The organism is Dyadobacter pollutisoli, assembly GCF_026625565.1.
GTDB classification, from domain to species: Bacteria; Bacteroidota; Bacteroidia; order Cytophagales; family Spirosomataceae; genus Dyadobacter; species Dyadobacter pollutisoli.
The window spans coordinates 742,405-764,763 of the sequence record NZ_CP112998.1; the positions used below are offsets into that span (position 1 = coordinate 742,405).

17 protein-coding genes are annotated in these 22,359 nt (G+C 44.4%); 7 read left to right on the top strand and 10 right to left on the bottom strand.

Annotated features, from left to right (window positions below; all coding sequences use genetic code 11):
- Positions 1-60: 60 nt before the first annotated feature.
- Positions 61-636, bottom strand: a complete 576-nt coding sequence (locus tag ON006_RS03270) for a TetR/AcrR family transcriptional regulator (protein WP_244825052.1) — start codon at positions 634-636, stop codon at positions 61-63.
- Between the two features lie 595 nt (positions 637-1,231).
- Here ON006_RS03270 and ON006_RS03275 point away from each other — a divergent pair.
- A complete protein-coding gene (locus ON006_RS03275; RefSeq protein ID WP_244825050.1) occupies positions 1,232-1,639 on the top strand; it encodes a hypothetical protein in 408 nt (135 codons plus the stop codon).
- 350 nt (positions 1,640-1,989) lie between these two features.
- Here the strand turns inward: ON006_RS03275 and ON006_RS03280 are convergent, their stop codons facing one another.
- Complete coding sequence (locus ON006_RS03280; protein WP_244825186.1) at positions 1,990-3,507, bottom strand: IS1182 family transposase; 1,518 nt, start codon at positions 3,505-3,507, stop codon at positions 1,990-1,992.
- A 28-nt stretch (positions 3,508-3,535) separates the two neighbouring features.
- Here ON006_RS03280 and ON006_RS03285 point away from each other — a divergent pair, with 28 nt between their 5' ends.
- On the top strand, positions 3,536-3,757 hold the full coding sequence (locus ON006_RS03285; RefSeq protein WP_244825187.1) for a hypothetical protein: 222 nt from the start codon (positions 3,536-3,538) through the stop codon (positions 3,755-3,757).
- A 235-nt stretch (positions 3,758-3,992) separates the two neighbouring features.
- On the opposite strand, the gene ON006_RS03290 is transcribed toward ON006_RS03285, so the two are convergent.
- Positions 3,993-5,255, bottom strand: a complete 1,263-nt coding sequence (locus ON006_RS03290; RefSeq protein ID WP_244823883.1) for an erythromycin esterase family protein — start codon at positions 5,253-5,255, stop codon at positions 3,993-3,995.
- Between the two features lie 224 nt (positions 5,256-5,479).
- Positions 5,480-6,847, bottom strand: coding sequence for an MATE family efflux transporter (locus tag ON006_RS03295; RefSeq protein ID WP_244823884.1), 1,368 nt, complete (start codon positions 6,845-6,847; stop codon positions 5,480-5,482).
- A 329-nt stretch (positions 6,848-7,176) separates the two neighbouring features.
- Between ON006_RS03295 and ON006_RS03300 the strand changes: the two genes are divergently transcribed.
- Positions 7,177-7,362, top strand: coding sequence for a Kazal-type serine protease inhibitor domain-containing protein (locus tag ON006_RS03300; RefSeq protein WP_244824037.1), 186 nt, complete (start codon positions 7,177-7,179; stop codon positions 7,360-7,362).
- A gap of 433 nt (positions 7,363-7,795) precedes the next feature.
- Here the strand turns inward: ON006_RS03300 and ON006_RS03305 are convergent, their stop codons facing one another.
- From ON006_RS03305 to ON006_RS32115, 4 genes are all read right to left on the bottom strand, one after another.
- Positions 7,796-12,019, bottom strand: coding sequence for a M4 family metallopeptidase (locus ON006_RS03305; RefSeq protein ID WP_244823885.1), 4,224 nt, complete (start codon positions 12,017-12,019; stop codon positions 7,796-7,798).
- A 417-nt stretch (positions 12,020-12,436) separates the two neighbouring features.
- Complete coding sequence (locus ON006_RS03310) at positions 12,437-13,420, bottom strand: DUF4249 domain-containing protein (protein WP_244823886.1); 984 nt, start codon at positions 13,418-13,420, stop codon at positions 12,437-12,439.
- An 11-nt stretch (positions 13,421-13,431) separates the two neighbouring features.
- Entirely contained in the window at positions 13,432-15,132 is a 1,701-nt protein-coding gene (locus tag ON006_RS03315; RefSeq protein ID WP_310590220.1) for a TonB-dependent receptor plug domain-containing protein, read from the bottom strand.
- A 1-nt stretch (position 15,133) separates the two neighbouring features.
- Positions 15,134-15,805: a carboxypeptidase-like regulatory domain-containing protein gene (locus ON006_RS32115; RefSeq protein ID WP_310590221.1), complete on the bottom strand. Its 672-nt coding sequence runs from the start codon at positions 15,803-15,805 to the stop codon at positions 15,134-15,136.
- 307 nt (positions 15,806-16,112) lie between these two features.
- Between ON006_RS32115 and ON006_RS03320 the strand changes: the two genes are divergently transcribed.
- The gene (locus ON006_RS03320; RefSeq protein WP_244823887.1) at positions 16,113-16,889 is read left to right on the top strand and encodes a hypothetical protein; all 777 of its coding nucleotides are present in this window, start codon (positions 16,113-16,115) and stop codon (positions 16,887-16,889) included.
- A gap of 763 nt (positions 16,890-17,652) precedes the next feature.
- Here ON006_RS03320 and ON006_RS03325 read toward each other — a convergent pair.
- Both ON006_RS03325 and ON006_RS03330 read right to left on the bottom strand, forming a co-directional pair.
- On the bottom strand, positions 17,653-18,852 hold the full coding sequence (locus ON006_RS03325; RefSeq protein ID WP_244823888.1) for a hypothetical protein: 1,200 nt from the start codon (positions 18,850-18,852) through the stop codon (positions 17,653-17,655).
- A gap of 240 nt (positions 18,853-19,092) precedes the next feature.
- A complete protein-coding gene (locus ON006_RS03330; RefSeq protein ID WP_244823889.1) occupies positions 19,093-20,055 on the bottom strand; it encodes a virulence RhuM family protein/type II toxin-antitoxin system death-on-curing family toxin in 963 nt (320 codons plus the stop codon).
- Positions 20,056-20,782: 727 nt separating this feature from the next.
- On the opposite strand from ON006_RS03330, the gene ON006_RS03335 reads away from it, so the two are divergent.
- Genes ON006_RS03335 through ON006_RS03345 form a run of 3 tightly spaced genes read left to right on the top strand, consistent with a single transcriptional unit; the run spans position 20,783 to position 22,307 of the window.
- On the top strand, positions 20,783-20,998 hold the full coding sequence (locus ON006_RS03335; protein ID WP_244823890.1) for a helix-turn-helix domain-containing protein: 216 nt from the start codon (positions 20,783-20,785) through the stop codon (positions 20,996-20,998).
- On the top strand, positions 20,995-21,321 hold the full coding sequence (locus ON006_RS03340; protein WP_244823891.1) for a HipA N-terminal domain-containing protein: 327 nt from the start codon (positions 20,995-20,997) through the stop codon (positions 21,319-21,321). The genes ON006_RS03335 and ON006_RS03340 overlap by 4 nt, the downstream gene beginning before the upstream one ends.
- The gene (locus ON006_RS03345) at positions 21,321-22,307 is read left to right on the top strand and encodes a type II toxin-antitoxin system HipA family toxin (protein ID WP_244823892.1); all 987 of its coding nucleotides are present in this window, start codon (positions 21,321-21,323) and stop codon (positions 22,305-22,307) included. Before ON006_RS03340 ends, ON006_RS03345 begins: the two co-directional genes overlap by 1 nt.
- Positions 22,308-22,359: the final 52 nt, after the last annotated feature.

Consider the following 22,359-nt stretch of genomic DNA (forward strand, 5'->3'; position numbering starts at 1 on the left):
CTTTTGGTCTGAAATTTAAATTTATATACAGAACAGTCTGTCTATATTGTTGCAAAAAAATTATTCGTTACCTTTTACTAAGATCTCGGTCATCCTCCTCGCCTTTTTCACCGGCCAGGTATTTCTGTAAATTTTCGATTCTACAATCGCTCCTTCAAACATCAGGTATATGGCATCGCCCATCATTTCGGTTTCCTCCTCTGGCGTACCGTCCAATGCTTTTTCAACAAAATTCTTCATGTACTGCCTTAACTTACCCTTATGCTCCACGATTTCCCGCAGCATCAGCGGACTTGTGCTCCCAATCTCGGAAAGCATATTTATGAACTTACAACCTAAATAATCGTCCTTTTGCAAGGCATATTCCAAAAAGTCGAAACATGCCAGGAGCTTTTGTACAGGAGTTTTCTTTGCATTAGTCCACTGATCCATGCCCGAAAACCACTCCTGCCTGCCCGTTTTCAGGTAAAAAACACCCAGTTCGTCTTTGGAACCAAAATGCTGGTACAAACTGGCCTTCGCCACATTTGCTTCGGCCAGGATCTGATTGATCCCCGTATTGTTATAGCCCTGGCTATAAAACAATCTGGAAGCTGTTTCCAAAATCCGCTCTCTGGGTCCTGTTTTACTGATCATGCCCCAAATATAAACGGTTGTTTTCAAATAGACAAGTTTGTCTATTTATTTTTTTGCAATTCTTCAAATATTACCCCGCTGAACTCGCCTGCCTACACGATCCCAATGTCCACAGAGATCACTGCAAATCAAAAAAGTATGCAATACCATGTGCTACGTATCTGAGAGAGTTAAGCTCGCAATAAATAACGGTCTAACTGCAAGTATAAATTTGATCAACTGTTTTCTCACGCAACCCTGATTCCTGATGCAAATCTTGGATAACGCAGGTTTATACGCCGTAGTCTCAAGAATGGAGTGAGTCTGTTGCACAACAGGGACACACTCTTTAGTATTGGGAAAAGAGCGTTTTGTGAGATTGACAAATTTTGTTCGGATAACCAATTCTGTGTTACTCTCCGAGAACATTGTTTTTTCAATGTAGCTACCTGGTTTGTATGAGGAGAGCTTTCACTTCCTCTTTGTTTCCGAATTCTACAACTGCATTAAGTGAGCGCATTGATCATTTGCTCAACCGGCACTTACCTTCTCAATTTATTCCTCTTATGAAATTGCGGCGAAGCTTGCATTAGCAAGGCTATGCCATAAGTATTAAGTGGTACCGGATAAAAATGCTCATCAAGGATTTGTAAGTATCCCTAAACTGAATGACGGTTTAAGTTATTGGAGTACACTCAACGGAACGGCGGTGGCGGAGGACAGCTCCGTTGTCGCTAAATCTTCTGGTCCAAATAAGAGATATTTTTTGGCTGATATCCTTCGACGTGATAAGATTGATAAAGCCCACTACGATTCAGTCAAATCTGCTTTAATTCAGCTTAATTTCATCAGTTTAACAACACTATCAGATGGCACAATATCTTTTACGATTGGCGGATTCATCGATAATTGTAGTGGAATAGCATATTCAGTAACAGGAACTCAGCCCGCCAGCAACGATTGTGGAGATATTATGCGCTGGGTCAAAATCGGTGAGAATTGGTATGCATGGGGCACTACTTAAGTCCAATCGTTCACCGTCTTACCGAACATTCATTGTGCAGAGACTTAATCAACTTTGGTGGAGAGGGCTTCAACCCCTTTTTGTTGCTAAGGTATATTTTTGGAAAATTGAAAACTAAGGAAATTTCAGTTGACCATCTAGCGGAATGGGCACTTGGTGGACAAGGGGTGCTTCCTGTAAATCCTTGAAGCATATCATTTCAGCTCCTCAATGTATGAATAATGTCCGAACGGTGGACTGATTTAAACCATGGCGATCGGGAGATCCGATGTCTCACGTTCGAGGGTGGCCGTTGCACAACTGATTGATACCGGAAGCTTTAATTTTTTAAAGTGATAATCAGGTCCTTTTTAAAAATTCGGAATAGCGACTCTTGCATCACCACATATTGCGCCTGAGAAGCCGATCCTAGCTCTTTGAAGCGTCTTTTGGGCTGTTTTAGTAATGGAGAACTTCATGTACTTTCTAATGTTGAATGCGATCGCAGCCATGACCATGTTCTTATGGGCACCATCTATTCCGAGGACTGCTATCTTACTGAGTCCGTAATATTGTGTCAGACTTCCAAACACTGGCTCGACCGTCCCCTGTCGTAATTTTTTCATCCGCTTGCCGGTATACGAATGCTGTCGGTTGTATGCCCTATGATACTCGTTGTCATATGCTGTCCTGACAATCCTTCTCGAACCAGTATTTGGACAGCAAGTAGATTTTAGAGGACACGGCTTACAGTCTTTTCGTGAAGCCCAATATGCTTTCAGTCGCTTGCCTTCAGAATTGTATTCGGTCGCCCTAACAGGAAGCAGCTTTCCTGCTGAACAAGTAAAGGAGTCCGCTTTCCTATCATAGTTAAAACCAGCTATCTCCGGTTTATACATGCCGAAAACGGGTATCCAGCCTATCAGGTCGCGCTGTTCAAGGAAATGATAATTGTAACCGTTGGAATAACCTGCATCAGCGACTATGTCGGTTACCTTCAGCTCATTTTCAGTAAACCTATCCTGCAAAGCACTTACCACTCCTGGTAGGCATTGGCTATCACGTTTGTCCGCATAACTAGCCTGTATATGACTTATAACACCTTCGGCTGTGTCCACTGCCATACTGCAATGGTAGTTTAGTTTCCTTAACTTCCCTGGCTTAATGGAAATACGCGCATCCGGATCATGCGGACTGTAATGGGTTTTATTACTTAACAACTCAGCTTTCTCGTGGTTAGAGGCGATCCCGAAGCTTCTTTTATCTTTTAATTTGTCCTGATACCTTTTCAGTTGTCTGAGCTGATAAGGTTCAGCAGTGATAGCTGGGGTAGCCGACGATTGACCACTTTTTACATTAGGGTCACCTTCTACAACTAGTGCAAGGTGTGCTCTAATTGAATTTGCTGGTACTTTCAATTCGAGACTTTCCATCGAAGCGTTTGCTTTAACGGGTGCGGAATCTATGGCCTGCGTGTGACCTGCAACCATTCCTTTGTCCACACACATTGAAAATACTTTGTTGAATAGAGCTTCGAAGAGTGCAGCCGGATATAATTGTCTGGTCCTGCTAACCGTAGAGTGCCAGGGTAGCGATTCGTCAATATCATAGCCGATAAAGAATAGTATATCCATTCGCATGGCGCAATGATCAATCAGCCTGCGGTCGGATGTGATGTTTTCTAAGTAGCCGGTCAGCATCAGCTTAAAGAACACGACGGGATCGATTGATGGGTTGCCTGTTTTACCATACAGCCCGCGAGTTTCATTGTATAGAAACTGTAAATCGAGCGTTTCGCTAAGTCTGCGATAGAAATTTTCCTTAGGAACGCGGTCTGAAAGTTGGAAGCTGACGAAGAGCTTTTCCGAGTAATTTTTCTTTCCTTGCATTCCTGAAGTTACAAAAAATTATAGCAATTTGGAAGCAGATGAGTCTGTAAATGATCTAAAAAGTGCCTTTCTAACTATGAATTCATTGACCGTACAACAAGCATTACAAAAATTGCTTGAAACTCGAAAGGATGCGACAATTGAAGAAATCATTGATTACCTGGATTACGTAAACAAGGTCAGGTATTCAAGAAATGAGATTATAATGATGTTAGCAGAGTTAACAAACGAACGAGACCCAACAAAATAACATTGATGGCCTTAGCTATGCTGGTACTGTAAAAATTTCGACATTACTGTTCCGACATGACGCAAGCATGAGTTGTGCAACGGCCACGAGGGTTTTATGAGACTGATAAAATTGTGAATCTCAGCAAGAAAGGCAATAGTTTAAATTTTCCAATCATACAGGTCGCACTTATTTAGCTTTGTACAAATAAATTTGTGCTAGGCAATGACATGACTTAACGACAATTTCAGAAGTTTTACTTAAGATAGAAGCTTTGGTTTCCAAAAGTTTCCTCAATGTGAAGAATATAATTGAAGTCGTCCAGCAGGTTTCCACTTACAAAGGGTTTGTCTGTTAAACCAAATGGAAGCAATTTGTATTTATTTGGCAGAGCCCCATCACCATTCTGTTTTTTGACAGTCGATGTTTTGAAGAAAAACATTGGTTTTTGGATTTTAGAAAATTCATATTCGAAAGTTCCAGCGCTCCCGACAGGTATCGGATTTTTGTCAGTAATTTTACCTGCTGCGGGCGTAAAAGCTGTGTAAAATCCAGTGGACGTAGTAAGTGCTATGCACTGGTATTGAGCCCCCAATCTCTGGGACAAGAAGAATCCCATACTTTTTGAATATGCATTTGGGGTTCTTTGTACATGACCGTTATGAGCTAGAATAACAATCTTATCGCCGGGTTTTAATTCATTTATGATGTTTTCCGCCATTAGCGAATCCCTCAGAGTTGCTTGTGCTTCTGAGGAGTTTATTGGATTGTTCAGCAACAGGAATTGCTTGTAATTGTCTCTGCTTTTGCGAACAAGACTCTTTTTCAAGCAGGCCGCTCTGTCCCTTGACAACTTGTTAAATATTTGATCGCTTAGTTCTAAGAGATCTGCAAAATCTCCCTTGTTGAATGAGTGGTTGTACATCTCATTATCCAAGAGCCGATAATATTCAGTCAGCTTCTTGATTGAATCGGCCGTGGCACGGTCATTTGCACTACAAGATTCTGATAAGTTTTGCAATGCTTGAAACGGGGTCTGCATATCAATGCCAAAGAAGGTTAGCGGGCTTTTCGCCGATCCATTTAAGAGCTTTACGTTTTCTACCAAGTCCACAAACTCCTTACATTCATAGTTGAACAATCTGAATGATTTTAATATCTGTCGAAGGTCCCCTTTCCCTTCTGAAATATACGTATTTAGATTTTCGACTTCTGCAAACGGGGCCTCGAGTCCTATTTTAGTCAATCCAGTGGATTTGACAAGTGACTTAATCAAAGACATTCTTGCCTTGAAAAACTCGGAAGTGCCGTGAGACTGTTCCCCAATCCCTAGCACTTTGAAATTTGAATTCATTTCACCTTCCAGGTTGAAGAGCGAATCATTTGATAAAGCTGATGGGTCAAGAATGATGGGCGCATTCTTGATGTGCTCTGAAAAGCGATTATTTTGGCCGCATACTTCACGATCAGCTAAGAGAATTATGACTAAGAGAGTGACGGAAAATCGAATTAAAAGCATAACAAAATAGATATATATAATTATACTTTATATAAAAGTACAAGTACTTAGATTATACTCATTGAAAGCATTTAAATAAGCATCTAGCTGAACAGCAACGATTGGTCGCAAAAAACCTCCGAAGTTTGCAGTTAGATTTTTGACAGGCAGGCCAGTGGTTACCGTCTCACATTGGAGCGTTTTGTGAGAATAATAGGCAGCTGCAACGAGTTTTTAATAACCGGTTAAGTATTTGGTACGATTGCACTAGCCGCGTAGTATCTATCTTTGTGGTACATCGTATATGCTGCGACGATGATCAACGTCAGTATTTCGGCCAAAGATCGAGATAGCCAAATTCCTGGCAGACCAAGATGTTCTGGAAGAATCAAAAGGGCCGGTGCAACCAGCAAAAATCCTTTTAGCAAGTTGATAAATAGTGCTATGATTGTCTTGCCCGTACTCTGAAAAAAGGCTGCGAGCAAATAGTTTGGCCCGGCCGCAATAAAAAGTAAAAAGTATAAGCCCATTGCCTGGTTTGCAATTTTCCGATAAGCCATGTTTTTGTCTCCGGAAAACAACACAATCAGCTGGTCGGATAAAAGCAATCCGATTGCGGTCACCACAATCCCCAACAACAGTGTAAAGCCAAGCGAGAAACGTAAAGTCTCTAAAACACGCTGGGGTTGCTTTGCCCCTATGTTGAATGAAATAATTGGGAGTGCGGCGATCATAGCAGCTGTAAAAGGTCGGATGAGCAGAAAACTAAGGTAGTTGACCAAACCAAACGCGGCCACTGCTGTGGCTCCGAAATGGATCAACGACTGGTTAATCAATAGCAAACCACACGAAAATGCGATTTCGGATGCAAACGAGGGAAGTCCAATTTTAATAAACTGCTTCCACTGTGGAAGTTTCAATGTAAAGCGAAATGAAGAAAAACTAAGGTGTGTATTACCCTTTAATATGAATACGAAAAGGTAGGTTGCACCAGTAGCTAATGCCACTGATGTGGCAATCGATGCACCTTTTACCCCTAGACCAAAACCCACAATCAGTATTAGATCTAAAATGATATTGACGCCTGCAGCCAAAATCGAAGCATTTCGCGACACCGTTGGCGCGTTGTTAGCACGGACAAAGTTTCCCCAGATCATTCCAAGGAAGAAAAAGGGCAGACTTAACAACTGCCAAAATGCATAGTCTGCCGTATTGTGCACCAGTGTAACATTGGCTGCCCCCGCCAGGACTCGGGCAAGAGGGACTGCTGAAAAGGGTGCAGTAATTGCTATGCAACTTCCAAACACCATAACAAGGGTGGTAGCAAATTGAAAGACCTGTTGAACCTGCTTAAAGTCTCCGGCTCCAATACTCTTGCCGATCAGCACTCCGCCACCTATCATAACAGGTAAGCTCAATGCTACCAGGATAATTACGACAGGACCATATAGTCCCACCGCAGCCAGGCCGTCCCTGCCAATTTGTTGTCCGAGTATAATTCCATTAATAACCTGGTGAACGATAGAAGACAGCAGACTTATTATAGCAGGGCCGTAATTTTGAAAAAACAGCGTCCTAATAGGAGCTTCTCCTAACTGATTCGTGGCGGTCATGGCGGATGTCTTTTGGAAGCGGGGCGCAAAGGTAGCGCTTTCATCCAGCTTTGCAATCCTAATATTATAATAACCCTTTATGTGGGTGTAACTTATATAATCTTTAAAGAATGACACGTGGTAGCTACATTTAAGCAGCGAGAAGAAGTTGGCAAACAAGTCACACAAAACGTCCATTTTCTTTACCTTGAGGCGTCTCCTATGACGTGGAGTAGGCCGTCTCACGTTTGAGGATTTTGTGAGACAACCAAAACCTTATTTTTAGTGTCATAAACTAAAATGCCTGTCAACTTATGAGACTTATATCACGATTTTTTCCACTCTTATTCATGCTTGGATGTCGTGAAAAGACCCCCGATTTGCAATGCATTGAGGGTGCCAGAGATACTTCTGGCTGCTATACGAACTATGACCCCGTTTGTGGGTGTAATGGGAAAACATATAGTAACGACTGCGAAGCGCGCGCATACGGTATCAATATCTTCACTGTGGGCGCGTGTGAGAAAGATAAATAAAGGATAATGATGTACTTCTAACGATATCATCAATTTTCCATCTCACATAACGTCGGATTTCAGCGAGACATAATGAGATCAATGCCAATGCATGAACTTTTATGTACATCAGTCTTAAAATGTTGTCTCAAAAATCAATGTCTCAACTTATATTGAATTGAATTTTTGAGATGATGAAATGATATTCGGATACCCAAGGGTTTCCACCCATGGGGTGTAGAGTGATGCTTCAATAACATAAAGTTTTTAGTTGTCAACTTGCGGAAATGCGTCCCTAAAGCTATTTTTGTGTAAGGATTTGCAGTTCTAAAATTTCCAGGTGAGTAAATCGAGAGTTGTGAAAATTTTCGAATGTAACTTACTTAATTATTAGGTAGTTATAGGTGTTGTTGTGCGCTCGTTGGGTGCGGCCGCTTGCTCTTTGTTTAGTAATCTATAATTTTACCACAGAGAGACGGTAGGTGGTTTTGTCGTCCGATATGAGTACCTGGTACACCCCGGATGGCAGCTTTCCAATGGACATATTCAGTTTGCCGTTGCGAATAGAAAGCTTTTCCCTGCTCATCACTTCCTGTCCCGTTACATTGATAATCCTGGCACTGACCCAAGGGGCTGCCACCTCGGGCAGCTCTATGTTGAGGGTAGACTGGGTAGGATTGGGGTAGAATTTGGCACTGCCGGCTGGCACTGCGTCAATCGAGACGATCCGGCTATAAGCAAACTTGCCATCGGTATCAACTTGTTTGAGGCGATAATAAGTGATGCCTTTGTTGAAATCACTATCTGTAAAGCTGTACTCGTTGGTGACAGATGAGGTGCCCATTCCCTGTACGCGCCCGGTTTCTGTAAAATTCCTGCCATTTAGACTTTCCTCCACGGCGTAGTAAGCATTATTGTCCTCAGTGGTCGTCGTCCATGTCAACTGATTACCTTCGGCAGTATGTTTTCCGTCAAATTTCACCAGCGTCACAGGCAAAGCGCTTCCTGCGGGGGCATCGGATAACCCGAATCCAGAAAAACCTGTGCTGAATGTTGACGTAAACGCGTAGTCCCCATTGAATGCGGGGCTCACGTCGACAGTCACCAGGGAAGTAGTAGCCGCGTTACCGGTAGGGATGCTTCCAAGGCTTTTACCCATCGAATTGATGATCTCTGGCGTGAAAGTATTGAGCTCTGTGGCTTTATAATAAATTGTAATCTCGAACTGACCAGTTGGATTATTGTTTGTTGGGGTTACCTTGAAGGTTTTGTTGGTTATTTGATAACCACCCATCCATGGCGTCCCATTGGTACCGGCCCGGTCTACTTCCACAGTAGTGCATCCGTAATCGTGCGGTGTCAAGTTCTTGATTTTGGCCATCAGGTTTCCGCTGGCCGGGTCATAGAATACGGCGGTTTCATTGGGGCCGAGATATTCCTGGGCAGCATTCCCCGTGTTGACCACGCTCTCGATTTGAGTAGAGTTGGTCGCAGTCACTTTGATGGCATCTATCCCCCACCAGATCTCCGAATTGGCCACATAACGGAAGCGCACTTTCATATTGACATTTGCGTATGCGTCAGGGATAGTCAATTCCTGGATGTCGGGAGTAAATGTAAGCAGGTCTCCGAGCTTTCCGGTCGCTTCGTTTTGTGTCAGCAGGTTTTGCCATGAAGTGCCGGTCCATACATCGACATATCCTACCTCGGGGTTGCTACCAATTTGCGGCCACCACGCCTGGGAGAAGATTAACTTTAAATTCTTTTTCCCTTCCGTATTGATCGGAGGCGACTCAACGATGTCATCGAAGAAATAGAAATTACCATTGGTGATATTGCTCTGAACAAAAAAGAAAGGTGATTTCGATGCGTCTAGTCCAGCATTGCTGAACTGCGAAACAGCCCAGCCGTGGAAGCTGTTACCGCCATTGATCACTTTCCAGCCTTCCTGGCCGTTACTGAATGTCGAGCTCAACAATTCTTCGGTATAATTGCCGGGCGTCAGATCGTCGTCGATAATGGTCAGTTGATAATTCTGGAAACTGGAAGCCGCATATCCATTCCCGCCGTTCGCGTTGATGTTATAGGAAAGATCAATGGTTTCCGGGCCTTCGACATAAGCATCATTGTAAATCCGCAATGTGACATCTTGGGTCAATGAGCCGGATGACAGGTTCACAAAAGTCGGGAAGATCGTATAGTCTCCCGTAGCACCGTTCTTGGCTGTGCCGCCTGGTTCGTTAAATGTCACCGTTACGGGCTGGGAGGGAGCTTTATCTATCTGAATGGTCACGATTTTATCGACGTAGTCTAGGCAGCCTGCCGGTGTGGTTCCTTCCCCTTCGTTAAGGACTGAATTCTCCATTGCAAAGTGTACTGCGGGTGTGACGGCGCAGGTATAAACGCGGACGTTATCGACATACCAGCCGTCCAGGCCACCGCGGCAATCGGTACCGAGCTCAAAACGGAGCTGAATAGTGTGCCCCGCACTCAGGCCGATTGAAGTAAGGTCTACCTGACTTTGTCCCCACGAACCCGATAGCGACCCATTGTTGGTACCGGTGAATGCCTGCTGAGACTGCATGGGGTTACTGCTACCTGCACCAGACGCATTGAGGACGTTATTATAGCTGTTAACGGTAAAGGCATCAGCCGGCAGCAACGTCCAGGCTCCACCGTCGATGGAGTATTTGATATTTCCGCCGTCCCACGTATCCTCGATCGCTATGAAATGGTCGAAGGCCATGTTCAGGTTACCAGCCGTACCAGCAGGAATGTCAATCACCGGGCTTTCAATCCTGATGATGCCCGTCTGGTTGGAAGCTCCGCAATCACCGCCCTGATAATTAACCCCGAATGCCACATTACCACCATGACTGGCAGGAGCGGGGGCCGATACCCATGAACGGGCGACCCAGCTTCCCGAGCTAGTCTCGAATGAGGTAGTAAACGCGCCAAGGCCGCCTTCGAAGTCTTCATAAAACAATGCAAGTCCTGCATTCGCTCCTTCGCATAATGCTGGCGCGGGGCCCAGGATACTGGTAAACGCGCAATTATTCTCAGCGCGCAGCTCGACGGCGTCAATGACTTTACCCAATTCAATCACATCGGCGGCGGAAATTGTCTGGCCGGAGCTGGTCGGGCCGCCATCGGCAGTGGAAAGCGCGGCCAGATCGATCCCGATCAGCGAGGTAGCAGCGGCTTCAAGAATGTCGGCCTGAGCGGCGAAATCTGTGGTGGCTACCATATATTGCGATTGGGCCAACCAGAAGATATGAGCCGCTTTGGTCAGGCCCAGACCAGTAATGTTTTGGCCGTTGTAGCTGCCGCCGTCCACCAGCAAAGCATAAGCGTGGTTGATCACACCGCTATTGTGATGGACCCCCCCGTTATCTGATGTGGAACACCGGAATTGGGGATCTGTAACTTTACCGGGATCGCCAAAACAGGTAGGGTTCCACATATCGCGGTTTGCTCCGGGGAAAGCCGTAAGCTTTTCGCCCATTTGCCAGCGGTTATTAGAATCGCCGCACCCTGTACGAGGCGCATCGGTCTCACCCTCGTCCATATAGCCGTCAAGCTGATCGACGGTTTCGCCCCAGATATCAGAATACGCTTCATTGAGCGCGCCGGACTGCCACTGATAAATGAGCCCGCTGGTGTATTGGGTATAGGCGTGTGCCCATTCGTGCGCTACTACGTCGTCGGTCGCCATTCCTGTACAATAATTGGCCGAGACACCATTCCAGGTGGCGTTCGGGCAATTGACCGCAGGATTGTTGTTAATGGTGATCATCGTAGCATCCGCATCATTATAAGAATTGAAGCCGAACGCATTCTTCATCATATTGTAGATAAACCCTGACGTGACGACTTCCGAATGCTGCCAAACATCCAAAGTTCCGGGAAGTGGATCTCCTTCATCCCAAATCCGGTTCGCCAGCGTTTGTGAGGTCTCGTAGAGTGTTCGGTGAATCGCCTGGTGTGTGCCGGTGAACTGATCAACCAGCGATCCATTGTGCGCATCGATATATAGGAACTCTCTGACATCTGCATTATTGCCTACTTCTACTTCGTATACCAGTAGTTTGGTGCCATTTACACCTTGGGCTAATCCCTTCTGGAAAATGTAGATGGTACTCTTGGTGACTTGTAGCGGAGCCGAATAACTCCCCATTTTACTGCCTTGTACATATTGTAGGGCGAGTGCGTCGGCCTCGTGTTGGGCCAGCGTAGGAACTACATTCACTTTGATGTCGGAAATGTAGTTGCCATTCAACGCTGTCAGGTCTTTGTTTTTATTGTAATGGAATTTCATCATCCCATCGAACACCGGTACGCCCTTATACGTTTGCTGTAACGTAACGTTTTCCAGGCCGTAATTGTCCGTTTTAAGAGCACGGAGCCGGTACTCGTCCTGATCGGGCCTGATACCGAACAGGTTCGAATTTTGGTTGACAAATACCATCGACTTTTGCTGAACGTCACCGCCAGTGACCTGAAAGGCTCTTCCGACGGGAAAACGGATGGAACTTAGCGCGTTGGTCCCGGGATCAATCGTGGGTAGTGCGCCGGTTTTTGCTGCAAACGCGTCAATTTCTCCTTGTGTGCGTGATTGTGATAAACAGAGATGGGCGCATAACAAGAACACTGGGACAATTAGTAAACCATGTTTCATAAAATTCGCAGAAAGTTGGGGTGACTTGTGTCGAATTTAACGAATTATTGAAATAATTAAAATTTTACACTAAATTATTATATATGTAACCTACAGGGGCCTAAAGAATTTAGTTTAACCAAAAGCCGGATGCACAGGTTTGCATGGAAATGCGACTGGGAAGTACCGGAACTTCGACCAGGACACTGCGCATATGCCGATCAAAAGATTTCCTAAAGGCGAGGTATTGGATATGGCACAGCAAGCGTGTCGGTCTTTGGGGAAGCGCTCATGTTTTCATCCCAACTAAAAAGGGTATGGCAAGAGACCATTTGGGCTGAGATGGCCCGCCGCGGATCAGAATTTGGCGTTTCTGCAAAACATTATTGATCGGCTTGACGGTACGAAAAAGAAGTAGTGTCAGCAGCTCGTTTTAATCTAAAAAGTGATCTTGTTTATGCCAACCGTGTAAGCGCCAAAGCAGCCCAGGCCGCCTTCAATGTTGTTATAGATCAGCAAGGGTTCTGCGAATGGGTTGTTTTTGTGGTCGCTATCCCTGAGCGTCTGGTAAAACTTGTAGTAGCTTTCGTTCAGGTGCAGTATTTCCACGTGTATTTCGGCGATCTTCGGATCGGTATCGATCGGATATTCCTTTCCATCAGAACCGATATATGTCCCTTTGTAGTCCATAGGCAATGAGAAAGTGCTTTCCGGGGAGGTTAGGGTGATGCCATCCTGGTTAATGTCGCTAAAAATGACGATTTCTTTCAGATAGTCGTAGAAAGGCGTCTGTCGTTGCTGCCTGCCCAGGCTGGATTTTAGCGTCACTGGATCGTATATAAAGGTAGTTTCCTCAGTGGTAGCATAACCCCGCATAGAGTAAAAGTTGGTTTCTCCCTTGATGTCATCCCATGAGAACCGAACCCGAGCTGCCAGCAGCGGATCGAACTCGCCGGGCACGGTATCAATCCGGTAGCTTTTGAGCAGGACGATCTTGTCGGGGACCCGCGTCCGGGCTTTGACGGATCTTCGCTCGTCGCTGACGGTTAATTCATATGTTTTACCGCTTTCGATCCCAAATGCGCTGCTGTCGATCAGATAGCTTAATGTCGAGTCGTTATATGGGATCGTCAGCCTGCCAGCCTCACCGGAAATGGTAACCACTGCATTTTTAATATAAACAGGATCAATTTTGTCCTCACCATATAAGGGCAGAGACTCGGTTACTTTTACTTCAATGGTCGGTGATTGCGGTGAAATGTAGCTTTCTACGACCAGCTTGGACTGTATTTCCGGAAGCTTGTCTTGATCTACAATACCTACCAAACTATCACAGGATGTTAAAAGCACCACAAACATTAACAAATAATTTGGAGCTTGTTTGAGCAAAAACTGAATGGTGCTACTAGTCGTTGATTTCATAATTTGGTTTCTCAAAACTTAAAGTTATAGCTAACGGAAGGCAGTACCGGGAAAAGGGAATAGCGTTTGAGTACATTGATGGGCCTGCCGTCAGAGACAATGCGATACATGTTGTAAAAAAATGGGTTCCTGCGACTATACGCATTGTACAGACCCACTTCCCAGGTCCTTTCGTACCTTTTTTTCTTCTTGTGAAACTGGACGGCAATATCCAGACGGTGATAGGCTTCGGCGCGAAAACTGTTCTTTTGTCCGTAATCCGTATCGTCGTTCATGAACTGGTGATAGCTGTAAAAATTCAAATACGGATTTCGGAAAGTGGCAAACTTTGCGTTCGGGATGGTCAGCGCATTGCCGGTGCCATACACCCAGCTGGCCGAAAGCGTAATGCGTTTGCTGAGCTCATACATTCCGACCACTGAAATATCGTGACGACGGTCGTAGCGGGGATAGAAGGTCTTTCCAAAATTCAATTCCGGAAATTTCCATTTGGTCCAGGAAAGCGTGTAGCCCACCCAGCCCGTCAGCCTGCCCGTTTTTTTCTGTACCAGCAGCTCTGCGCCATAAGACCACCCTTTGCCGGAGGTAATGTTACTTTCCCAGTTGAGCTCGTTGGCATTTTCACCATCGAGACCGATAAAGGAAGAGCCTTCTTTGTAGCTGATGATGTTGTCCATCTTTTTGTAGTAACCTTCCAGGGTGATGGCCAGGCCAGGCTCTTGCAGGTCTTTGGCCAGCCCGGCCGCTATCTGGGTGGACTGCTGTGGGGCCACACGGTCGGTCGTGGGCACCCACAGGTCGGTGGGCAGTCCCAGGCCTGTGTTGCTCAGCAAATGCACGTATTGGTTCATCCGCGCGTATGAAGCCTTAGCGGAAAGGTTAGGAGCCAGTTTGAGAGCGGCGGCGATACGCGGCTCGGGTCTGAAATAAGTTTTTGACTGGGTTTGAAAAGTGCTTAACCTGAATCCTACATTCACTTTCAATGCAGCAAATGGCTGCCAGGTATCTTCGGCGTAAATCCCGCCTTCGACGCTGTTGATCCGCTCGGTCTGGCCAGAAATTTCATCCTGGGAAAAATCACCGGCAAGGGCCAGCGCGGAAGGAACAAATTGGTGTGCCGTGAGCCGTAACCCAAACCTGACACTATGCTTTGCGTTTGGATAATAGTCAAAATCGGTTTTAAATGTAAAGTCCTTGATCAGACTGTTGTATTTGAGGCTATACTCGTCGATGACTTCTCCTTCTTTAAGGTCTTTTTCACTGGCGAAAATATTGAAATTGAAACGACTGTAAATCAATGAAGTATTCACAAACAGCTTCGGATTGATGAGATGGTTCCAGCGTAGGGTTGCCGTCGCATTGCCCCAATTCAGACCGTTGCGGTTATCATTTACTTCACTTCTGTCCTCCACTTTGAACTTGTCACGTCCAAAGTAGCCGCTGACATAAAGCTTGTTTTTCGCTCCGAAATCATAATTGAGCTTCGCATTCAGGTCATAAAAGAAATACCCGGGCCGGCCGTCGTAGCCTTCCTGTTTTTGCAGGGAAGCCAGAAAGGGGGCGGCCAGGATATCGATGTAGGTACGTCTGGCAGAGATCAGAAACGATGCTTTTTTACCAGCCAGCGGACCTTCCAGCGTGAGTCTGGACGAAATAAGGCCAATACCTCCCTCGCCATGCAGCTTTTCTTTGCTGCCTTCTTTCATGTTCATTTCAACAACCGATGAAAGCCGCCCGCCAAACCGGGCAGGAAATCAAGGACACGCTTTTTAAGGCATCGCTGTTGAATACCGAGAAAAATCCGAAAAGGTGACTCGCGTTGTAAACGACCGCATCATCGAGGATGATCAGGTTTTGATCCGGACCGCCTCCTCTGACGTACAGACCCGTTTGTCCTTCACTGCCTTTCTGCACCCCGGGCATCAACTGAAGCACACGAATGGCGTCTTTTTCACCAAAGAATGCAGGGGTTCGCTTGATCTGAGCAATGGGCACCTCGATCTGGCTCATCTGGACAGACTCACTTACCTTTTCATTTTGCCGCGTTTGGGAAATAACAACTTCATCCAGCAGATTACTGCTAGCCAGCTCCACATCAATTTTTTGGTTCGAAGCGGCAGTAACCATTGCATCCTTTTTACTGTATCCTATAAATGAGTAGGAGAGCAAAACACTGTCTTTTGCGGTGAAAGTCAGAGAGTAAAATCCATACGTATTGGTGGTCGTTGAAATGGAGCTACCTTGTAGGTATACATTTACACCAGGCAATAATTCTTTGCTGCCCTGCTCGCGGACATAGCCTGACACGGTCACCTGAGGCGACTGGCCGTAGCTATGAAAAAATAATAGGGAAAAGAATAAGGTGAGGTTAACAGTTGGTTGCATATATGAAATTGTATCTCTTGGTTACGTCGATATGGTGACGTCTGTTGCGAACTAGTTATATGATTCGTAGATGCCGGTGAGCCACTGAGAAAACAATGCATGTAACCCGCTGCGGATGTATCCAGTCAAAGAGGCTGCAATATGCCAAAGGGTTGTATGGTCGCGCCAAGATCCAGGAATAAATTTCCTGTGGGCGGGTGTATCACGGAAAATTTTCGGGTCATATTGGCAGCTGATAATCAAATGAGACACTTCCAACCCTTGGGTGCTTTTAAGTGTCACCTATTCAAAACTAAATCTTGCCGTTATGAAAAAAATAATACGCCTCTTGTTACTTGCACCGTTTTGGCTGGCCTGCCAGTCCAGTGATCCTGCCGTTTTTGGTGTCGAACCAGATTACGTTGCTTACAATGATGAAGCCCCATTGCTTAAAAAGTCTTTTTGCGGCGATGCGAAATGCAAGAACCCCAATTCCGAAGAACGCTACACTTATGGGGCAGATGGCAAACTAAGCAAAGTTGAGATTTTTGCCAGAACTACTTCGGCAGTGATGGAGCTGCAATCGTATACAGATTATATTTTTGATGCAAATGGCCTGATGACAGGTAAAGTCCAATATAGCAAACATGGACTTTTGCCCGGTTGGGTGGCTTACAATGAATCCGAATTTGAATATCAGGGTGGCTTGCTGATTCGTGAAAAGACATACTTCAATCAACATCAGCCCGAACAAAAAGTCTTCACGGGAGCGGTCGAGTATCAGTATCAAAACGGCAAGAAAACCGGTCAGAAATGGACGGATGATCACAACGAATTTATCCGCCGTGTGCAGTACGGTTATAAGAACGATGTGGTGAATCGTGAAACCTGGTATGATCAGAAGGACAACGTGATCCGGATTTTTGAACACAAATTCTCCGGCAACCGCCGGCAGATTGGCGAGTATCTGCTCAATTCAACAGAATTACTGGCCATGATTGAAAAGACCTACGATGAGAAGGGGCGCCTGGCCACCCAGGAAACCAAAGTGAATAATCCATTGCTCTGCGCGATGGCACCCGGGCTGATTAGGTATAGCTACTAGTATTGGAGCGGCCTAGCGATGACCTGGTTTTGCTAGGCTAGAGAACACCAATTGCTACCTTTTGGCATCAGTACAGTCTACCTGCACGCTTGGTTTGAGTGGCATGCATTGGATTTAATCCCTCAAGCACAAGCGGCTGACAGGCTGATTGGGCATAATAACAAAACATTTAGCTTTATCTATGATGATGCATGGATGGAGACGGGTTTCGAACATTGATTTCAACCCGCTCATTATGAGCTATTTGCTGCCTCCTATTTATACCTACTACACGAATGACGCCGAACTTTTAAATGTATCACTCAGACTATCAATTTGTTACAAAATTTTCTTTGATAGATTTTGACTGAATTTATTATTTAAATCACATTTAATATTCGTTTATTTATGTAACTGGGTGTATTTTTTGTCTCAAAAATGCCTGTTTTATACCTGCGAAAGCGACTCTTTTGCTTAGTAAAAATAAGAAATTTTGAACATTTTTGATAAACTTTACTAGAATTTATAGAGGATATGTTGGGACAATTCCGACTTTAAGACACTTTTCCGAAGTTATCGGTCAAACAGATGATCAGTTAAACCTGACAAAGCAAAATGGTAAATTTCGCACGGGCATTTTACCCGCACAATTAAAATTTTAGGTCCATTTTGCAAATCTTACAAATCAAACATTCGGCAATTATGGACCAATTCTGCCGAATGTTTGCGGCACAATTTGGATTATCATCTCGGGACTAACCTGCTCTGATAATAATTAGACGAATTACTTCACATACCAGGGTTTGAGCGGCCATCCCTTTTCTGTTTGTCCGTAACTGCTATGTTGATTAGACCAGACATCCGTATTTCGACTGGAATCATTTTGAGTCATGATTGTTTCTGGCGCAATGCCATCAAGCCACTTGTCGTCTGATCCAACTGTCGGATCAGACCAGTCCACTTTCTTTCTGGCCCAATCGAGCCAGGCGATCATCTCTTCGCTCATGTTATTCTCTGCCAGGGCGTCATGCTCCCTCTGATCAATATACTCGCGCATCATCTGACTTTCTTTCCAACGGCTGGCATCCTTAGCAAGCCGCCGGAAAGATTTTATCTCCAGTTTTTTTCTTTCCTCCAGTTCTTTTCTTACTCTTTCCTCCTCAGCCATTTTGGCTCGCCATATCTGCCATTTCTCTTTTTCATTTTTAAGGTGCTCACCCATCAATTCCAGTTTGGAAATAAGCTTTGATAGCTGCTGCTCGACTTTTTGCAATTTTCCATCCTTACAGCTGGTCGTGGTATATCCCTGTCCAAACTCGAAGACTAAGGTGCCATTCGGCTTAAAGGTTCTGGTTTGCCACGGTTCAATACCTGCCACCGCATTGCGCGACTCTTTTAAAGCCATGTCTATCGTCTCGCCAACTATCACAACTTTATAGCTACCTTTTTCGAGAAGAAAGTCGTGACCTCTCTTTCGCATTGCTTTAATAAAAGTATCCATAATAAGCAGGGAACGGCCAATTAGGCCTTCCGAGACACTTATGTGAAGATTCGTGGAATAAATCGAGCGAACGCCATCCTTGTCAAAAAATTCTTTTTTCGAGGTAAAGGCATGCCTGGCCTTGACGACCAGCGGATCCGGATTTATTAAAGAATCTTTCACTACAAGATCAATGGACGAGTCCCACTCAATTGATCTTTGCAGGGCTAGCTGAGGAGATAGCCCATCCTCAATTGCATGTGCGCCCTCTACTCTTAGGGAAATGCTCAGCTGCTGCTCACCGTCACTTGTGGCGGAAAATGGCTTCACCCGCGTTTTCTTTCCCGCCTTTATCTTATTCCAGTGCCCCTGGTCCGGCAAGGGAATATCCATGCGTTTGCAGGCCATTCGAAGACTATTATCTGAGATATTATATTTTTTCGACAGGGCGGTCAAAGAATCTGACCACACCAAATCATATAAGTCTTTACGTGAAAATACCATTCTGGCAATATTGGTAAAAACTACTTAGCCCGGCGAGCATTACATTACCATATTCCAAGCAAGCAGTTTATCATGATGAATATCTAAACCCCAACCATAAATCGGCGGCAAAGCAGCCGACAACATAAGTTCAGTTAATATATTCGATCATCATTAAAACTGCAAGAATAAGGACCTGACAACTATTCCGATGCCAGATCCTATTGGTTGTCTTAAATGTCCAGGAAAATAAAGGAAGGCTCACTGGTTCCTGTTAAGTACGCTAATAATCAACTTTTTAACCGTTTCCATTTCCTCAGGCTTGCTGGCGGCAGCGAAAAGTGTCAGACTTGCAAGCGCTTCATTACTTATCAGCGCTACTCCACCACCCGATTTTAAAAGATCATTACTTTCTAAGAACAACAGGAAACAAGCAGCAGCAATTCGCTTATTTCCGTCAACAAATGAATGATTCTTAATGATCAGATAGAGTAGTGTGGCAGCCTTTTCTTCAATTGAAGGATAGAAGTCAATATCTCCAAACCCTTTACTGATTTGTGCCACAGAGCCATGAAAGCTGTCATCCTTTTCCTTTCCAAAAATGTCTGAGTCGAAATCTCTTCTCATACTCTCAATGATATTTCGGTAATCCGATAAATCCGGATACTTCGCCTGACGGGTTGTAATTCCCTTCGGATCCAATTTTTCATGATCGTAGTCGTCGAGCAATTCCAGGCCTTTGGCGAATTGATCAAGCAAGGTCAGATTTGCATCACCCTTCTGTGTTTCAATTGCCCGGCTTAGTATCCGGATTCCATCCTTCAAAGTCTGTGTTTCTTGTTGCTTTTGATTCAGCCGATTCTCATTAATTGCATAACCCTGGATCAGATAATCTTTTAAGCGCTGTGTTGCCCACTGCCGGAATTGGGTTCCTTGCTGTGATTTAACCCGATAACCAACTGAGATTATTACGTCAAGGTTATAATGGTCCACTTGATATACTTTACCATCCACGGCAGTTGTCGCAATATTTGCGACAACTGCCGACTTCTCTAATTCACCCTCAAAAAATACATTGTTTACATGCTTACCGATCGTCTTGACGTCACGACCAAAAAGGTCAGCCAGTTGATTACGACTAAGCCAAACAGTATCTTTTCCAAACATAACGTCTATTTGGGTATGCCCGTCACTGCTCTGATATATTTCGATTTGATTCTCCATTAAACGAATTTAAAAATAATCCGTACAATAAATTTAGCAATGTCAACAAGGCGTGCTAACAAATCGGCTTTACAAGGGTCCGAGATAATTGACAACACTATTATTTGTTATGTTCTTCCTAGCTGCTTATGCGGACTGGATAGGAACGTTTGGACCAAGAAGTATTGGCCTAATGATTGTCCGGCAAGCCAAAAATAGAAATCCTTCAGCTTTACGTTCCCGCTGTGATAGCAAGGTCTCCTTTTAAGCAAAACAATACGACAACTTTATGATTTGGCGTAATATTAGAGAATGCGGGAGGTCAGACCATCCAGTTCCCTGTCAAAAAGGACATTAACTTTACCTCCTTAGCGCTTCGTTAACTCTCTGAGAGCAAAAGTGATATTCTGGTCAATTGAGCCTGAAATAGCAATAATTGACACCTTCAAATGTGATCTATAAGTGCGCCATGTACTCTTATTTGGCCGTAGGGATATTGATGGCCCTGATCATGACTATGGTCATCGATCAGCAAAGGCTCCAGTAACAATAAAGTACACGATAGTGTACTTTATTGTTTAATTTTTAGATTTTTAGCTCGAATCGTTACAGAAAGTATATTTTAGTATACTTTTTTGAGCAATACTTCAAGACTCATCATGGCACCACTTAAAAAGTATATTATAGAATACTTTTCAAGGATAATTCACGACCAAATTCTTACCTTTACATTCAAAAGAACATTATAATGCACTTTATATCTATCATTGAGGCGATCAAAGCAAGGCGAGAATCACTCAGGGTTACGCAACAAGCATTATCAGACTTATCTGGTGTAGCACTGGGCGCTTTAAAAAAATTTGAGTCTGGCAAAGGCAATCCTACATTATCAACATTGAAAAAACTATGTGATGCCCTAGGCCTTGAAATCACCCTAAGCGTAAAAAAAAACACTAATCCATGAGAAGTGCGAAGGTTCTTTTTAAAGGAGAGGAAGCCGGTATTCTATTGCAAGATAACAACGGCGCATTTGAATTTCACTATCATAAAGAATGGGTAGAAGACAGTTCGAAACCTCCTATCAGTCTGACTTTACCAAAAACGATTCAGGCTTATCAGTCTGAATACCTATTCCCTTTTTTCTATAACATGCTGCCCGAAGGCTCCAATAAACAAGTGGTATGTCACCTAAACCGTATAGATCGAAACGACTACTTTGGCTTGTTGCTCACGATTGCGAAAAGCGACACGATTGGAGCTGTGACAATTATTAAAATCGAGAAGTAATGAACTTACCAGATATTCAATTTTGCCCGGGCACATTGGCGCCTGGCTACGACACTTATAGTAAGAATTGCCTGAAACGGGTCTTCGATGGCAAGCGTGTAAGCCATATTCTGAGTTATAGTTCGCCCGCAACCAATCAAGAGACCGATGAACTTTTTGAAGAAAACCGCAAGCGGATGTCAATATCGGGTGTTCAGGAAAAGTTTTCGGTAATCCTTGATAAGAATAAATTACGATTGATCGAAGAAGGCGAGCAAGGTAATTATATTTTAAAGCCGATACCAGCCTCTGGCCGCAGGCCGGATCAAATGCCGGCCAATGAGCATCTGACTATGCAGATCGCCAGGCAGGTTTATGGTATAGAAACAGCGGAGAACGCATTGATCTTTTTTGCCGACGGTGCGCAGGCCTATATTACGAAACGATTTGACAGGTATGCCGATGGCAGGAAACGTGCGCAGGATGATTTTGCATCATTGGCAGGACGTACGCCCCAAACCCATGGAGAACACTATAAATACCTGGGAAATTATTTAGAGATTTTTGAGCTGATGCAAAAGTATGTTCCTGCTTACACAGTCGAATCACCAAAATTGCTCCGCACATTAATGTTTAACTATTTATTCTCTAACGGTGACGCGCATTTCAAAAACTTCTCATTGCTAGAAACCGATCAGGGAGACTATCGTTTGAGCCCAGCCTATGATTTGCTCAACAGCCGTATACATATCCGCGATAAAGATTTTGCATTGGACGACGGCCTTTTACCCAAAAAACTAGCCCTAGGCACAGTGATGAAGCAATTCACCTTACTAGCTGAGATAGCAGGAATTAATTCGAAAGTATTTGACGGAATAATCGCACGTATGCTCAGCGGGTCCAAACAAGTGGAGCAGTTAATCCTTGCGTCTTTCCTGGATGAAACGACAAAACAAAATTACTTGCAGGCTTATCAGGGCCGGCTCAAGCAGCTTCTAAAAACCTAGTTATTTCTATGGAAAAGCTTAATCAAAATACAGTATTAATTTGCCAGAAAAT

What these genes read in the sequence shown, in the direction of transcription:
- ON006_RS03270 (WP_244825052.1), bottom strand. Translation starts at nt 636, where the DNA reads ATGATCAGTAAAACAGGACCCAGAGAGCGGATTTTGGAAACAGCTTCC.
- ON006_RS03280 (WP_244825186.1), bottom strand. Translation starts at nt 3,507, where the DNA reads ATGCAAGGAAAGAAAAATTACTCGGAAAAGCTCTTCGTCAGCTTCCAA.
- ON006_RS03290 (WP_244823883.1), bottom strand. Translation starts at nt 5,255, where the DNA reads ATGCTTTTAATTCGATTTTCCGTCACTCTCTTAGTCATAATTCTCTTA.
- ON006_RS03295 (WP_244823884.1), bottom strand. Translation starts at nt 6,847, where the DNA reads ATGACCGCCACGAATCAGTTAGGAGAAGCTCCTATTAGGACGCTGTTT.
- ON006_RS03300 (WP_244824037.1), top strand. Translation starts at nt 7,177, where the DNA reads ATGCTTGGATGTCGTGAAAAGACCCCCGATTTGCAATGCATTGAGGGT.
- ON006_RS03305 (WP_244823885.1), bottom strand. Translation starts at nt 12,019, where the DNA reads ATGAAACATGGTTTACTAATTGTCCCAGTGTTCTTGTTATGCGCCCAT.
- ON006_RS03310 (WP_244823886.1), bottom strand. Translation starts at nt 13,420, where the DNA reads ATGAAATCAACGACTAGTAGCACCATTCAGTTTTTGCTCAAACAAGCT.
- ON006_RS03315 (WP_310590220.1), bottom strand. Translation starts at nt 15,132, where the DNA reads ATGAACATGAAAGAAGGCAGCAAAGAAAAGCTGCATGGCGAGGGAGGT.
- ON006_RS32115 (WP_310590221.1), bottom strand. Translation starts at nt 15,805, where the DNA reads ATGCAACCAACTGTTAACCTCACCTTATTCTTTTCCCTATTATTTTTT.
- ON006_RS03320 (WP_244823887.1), top strand. Translation starts at nt 16,113, where the DNA reads ATGAAAAAAATAATACGCCTCTTGTTACTTGCACCGTTTTGGCTGGCC.
- ON006_RS03325 (WP_244823888.1), bottom strand. Translation starts at nt 18,852, where the DNA reads ATGGTATTTTCACGTAAAGACTTATATGATTTGGTGTGGTCAGATTCT.
- ON006_RS03330 (WP_244823889.1), bottom strand. Translation starts at nt 20,055, where the DNA reads ATGGAGAATCAAATCGAAATATATCAGAGCAGTGACGGGCATACCCAA.
- ON006_RS03335 (WP_244823890.1), top strand. Translation starts at nt 20,783, where the DNA reads ATGCACTTTATATCTATCATTGAGGCGATCAAAGCAAGGCGAGAATCA.
- ON006_RS03340 (WP_244823891.1), top strand. Translation starts at nt 20,995, where the DNA reads ATGAGAAGTGCGAAGGTTCTTTTTAAAGGAGAGGAAGCCGGTATTCTA.
- ON006_RS03345 (WP_244823892.1), top strand. Translation starts at nt 21,321, where the DNA reads ATGAACTTACCAGATATTCAATTTTGCCCGGGCACATTGGCGCCTGGC.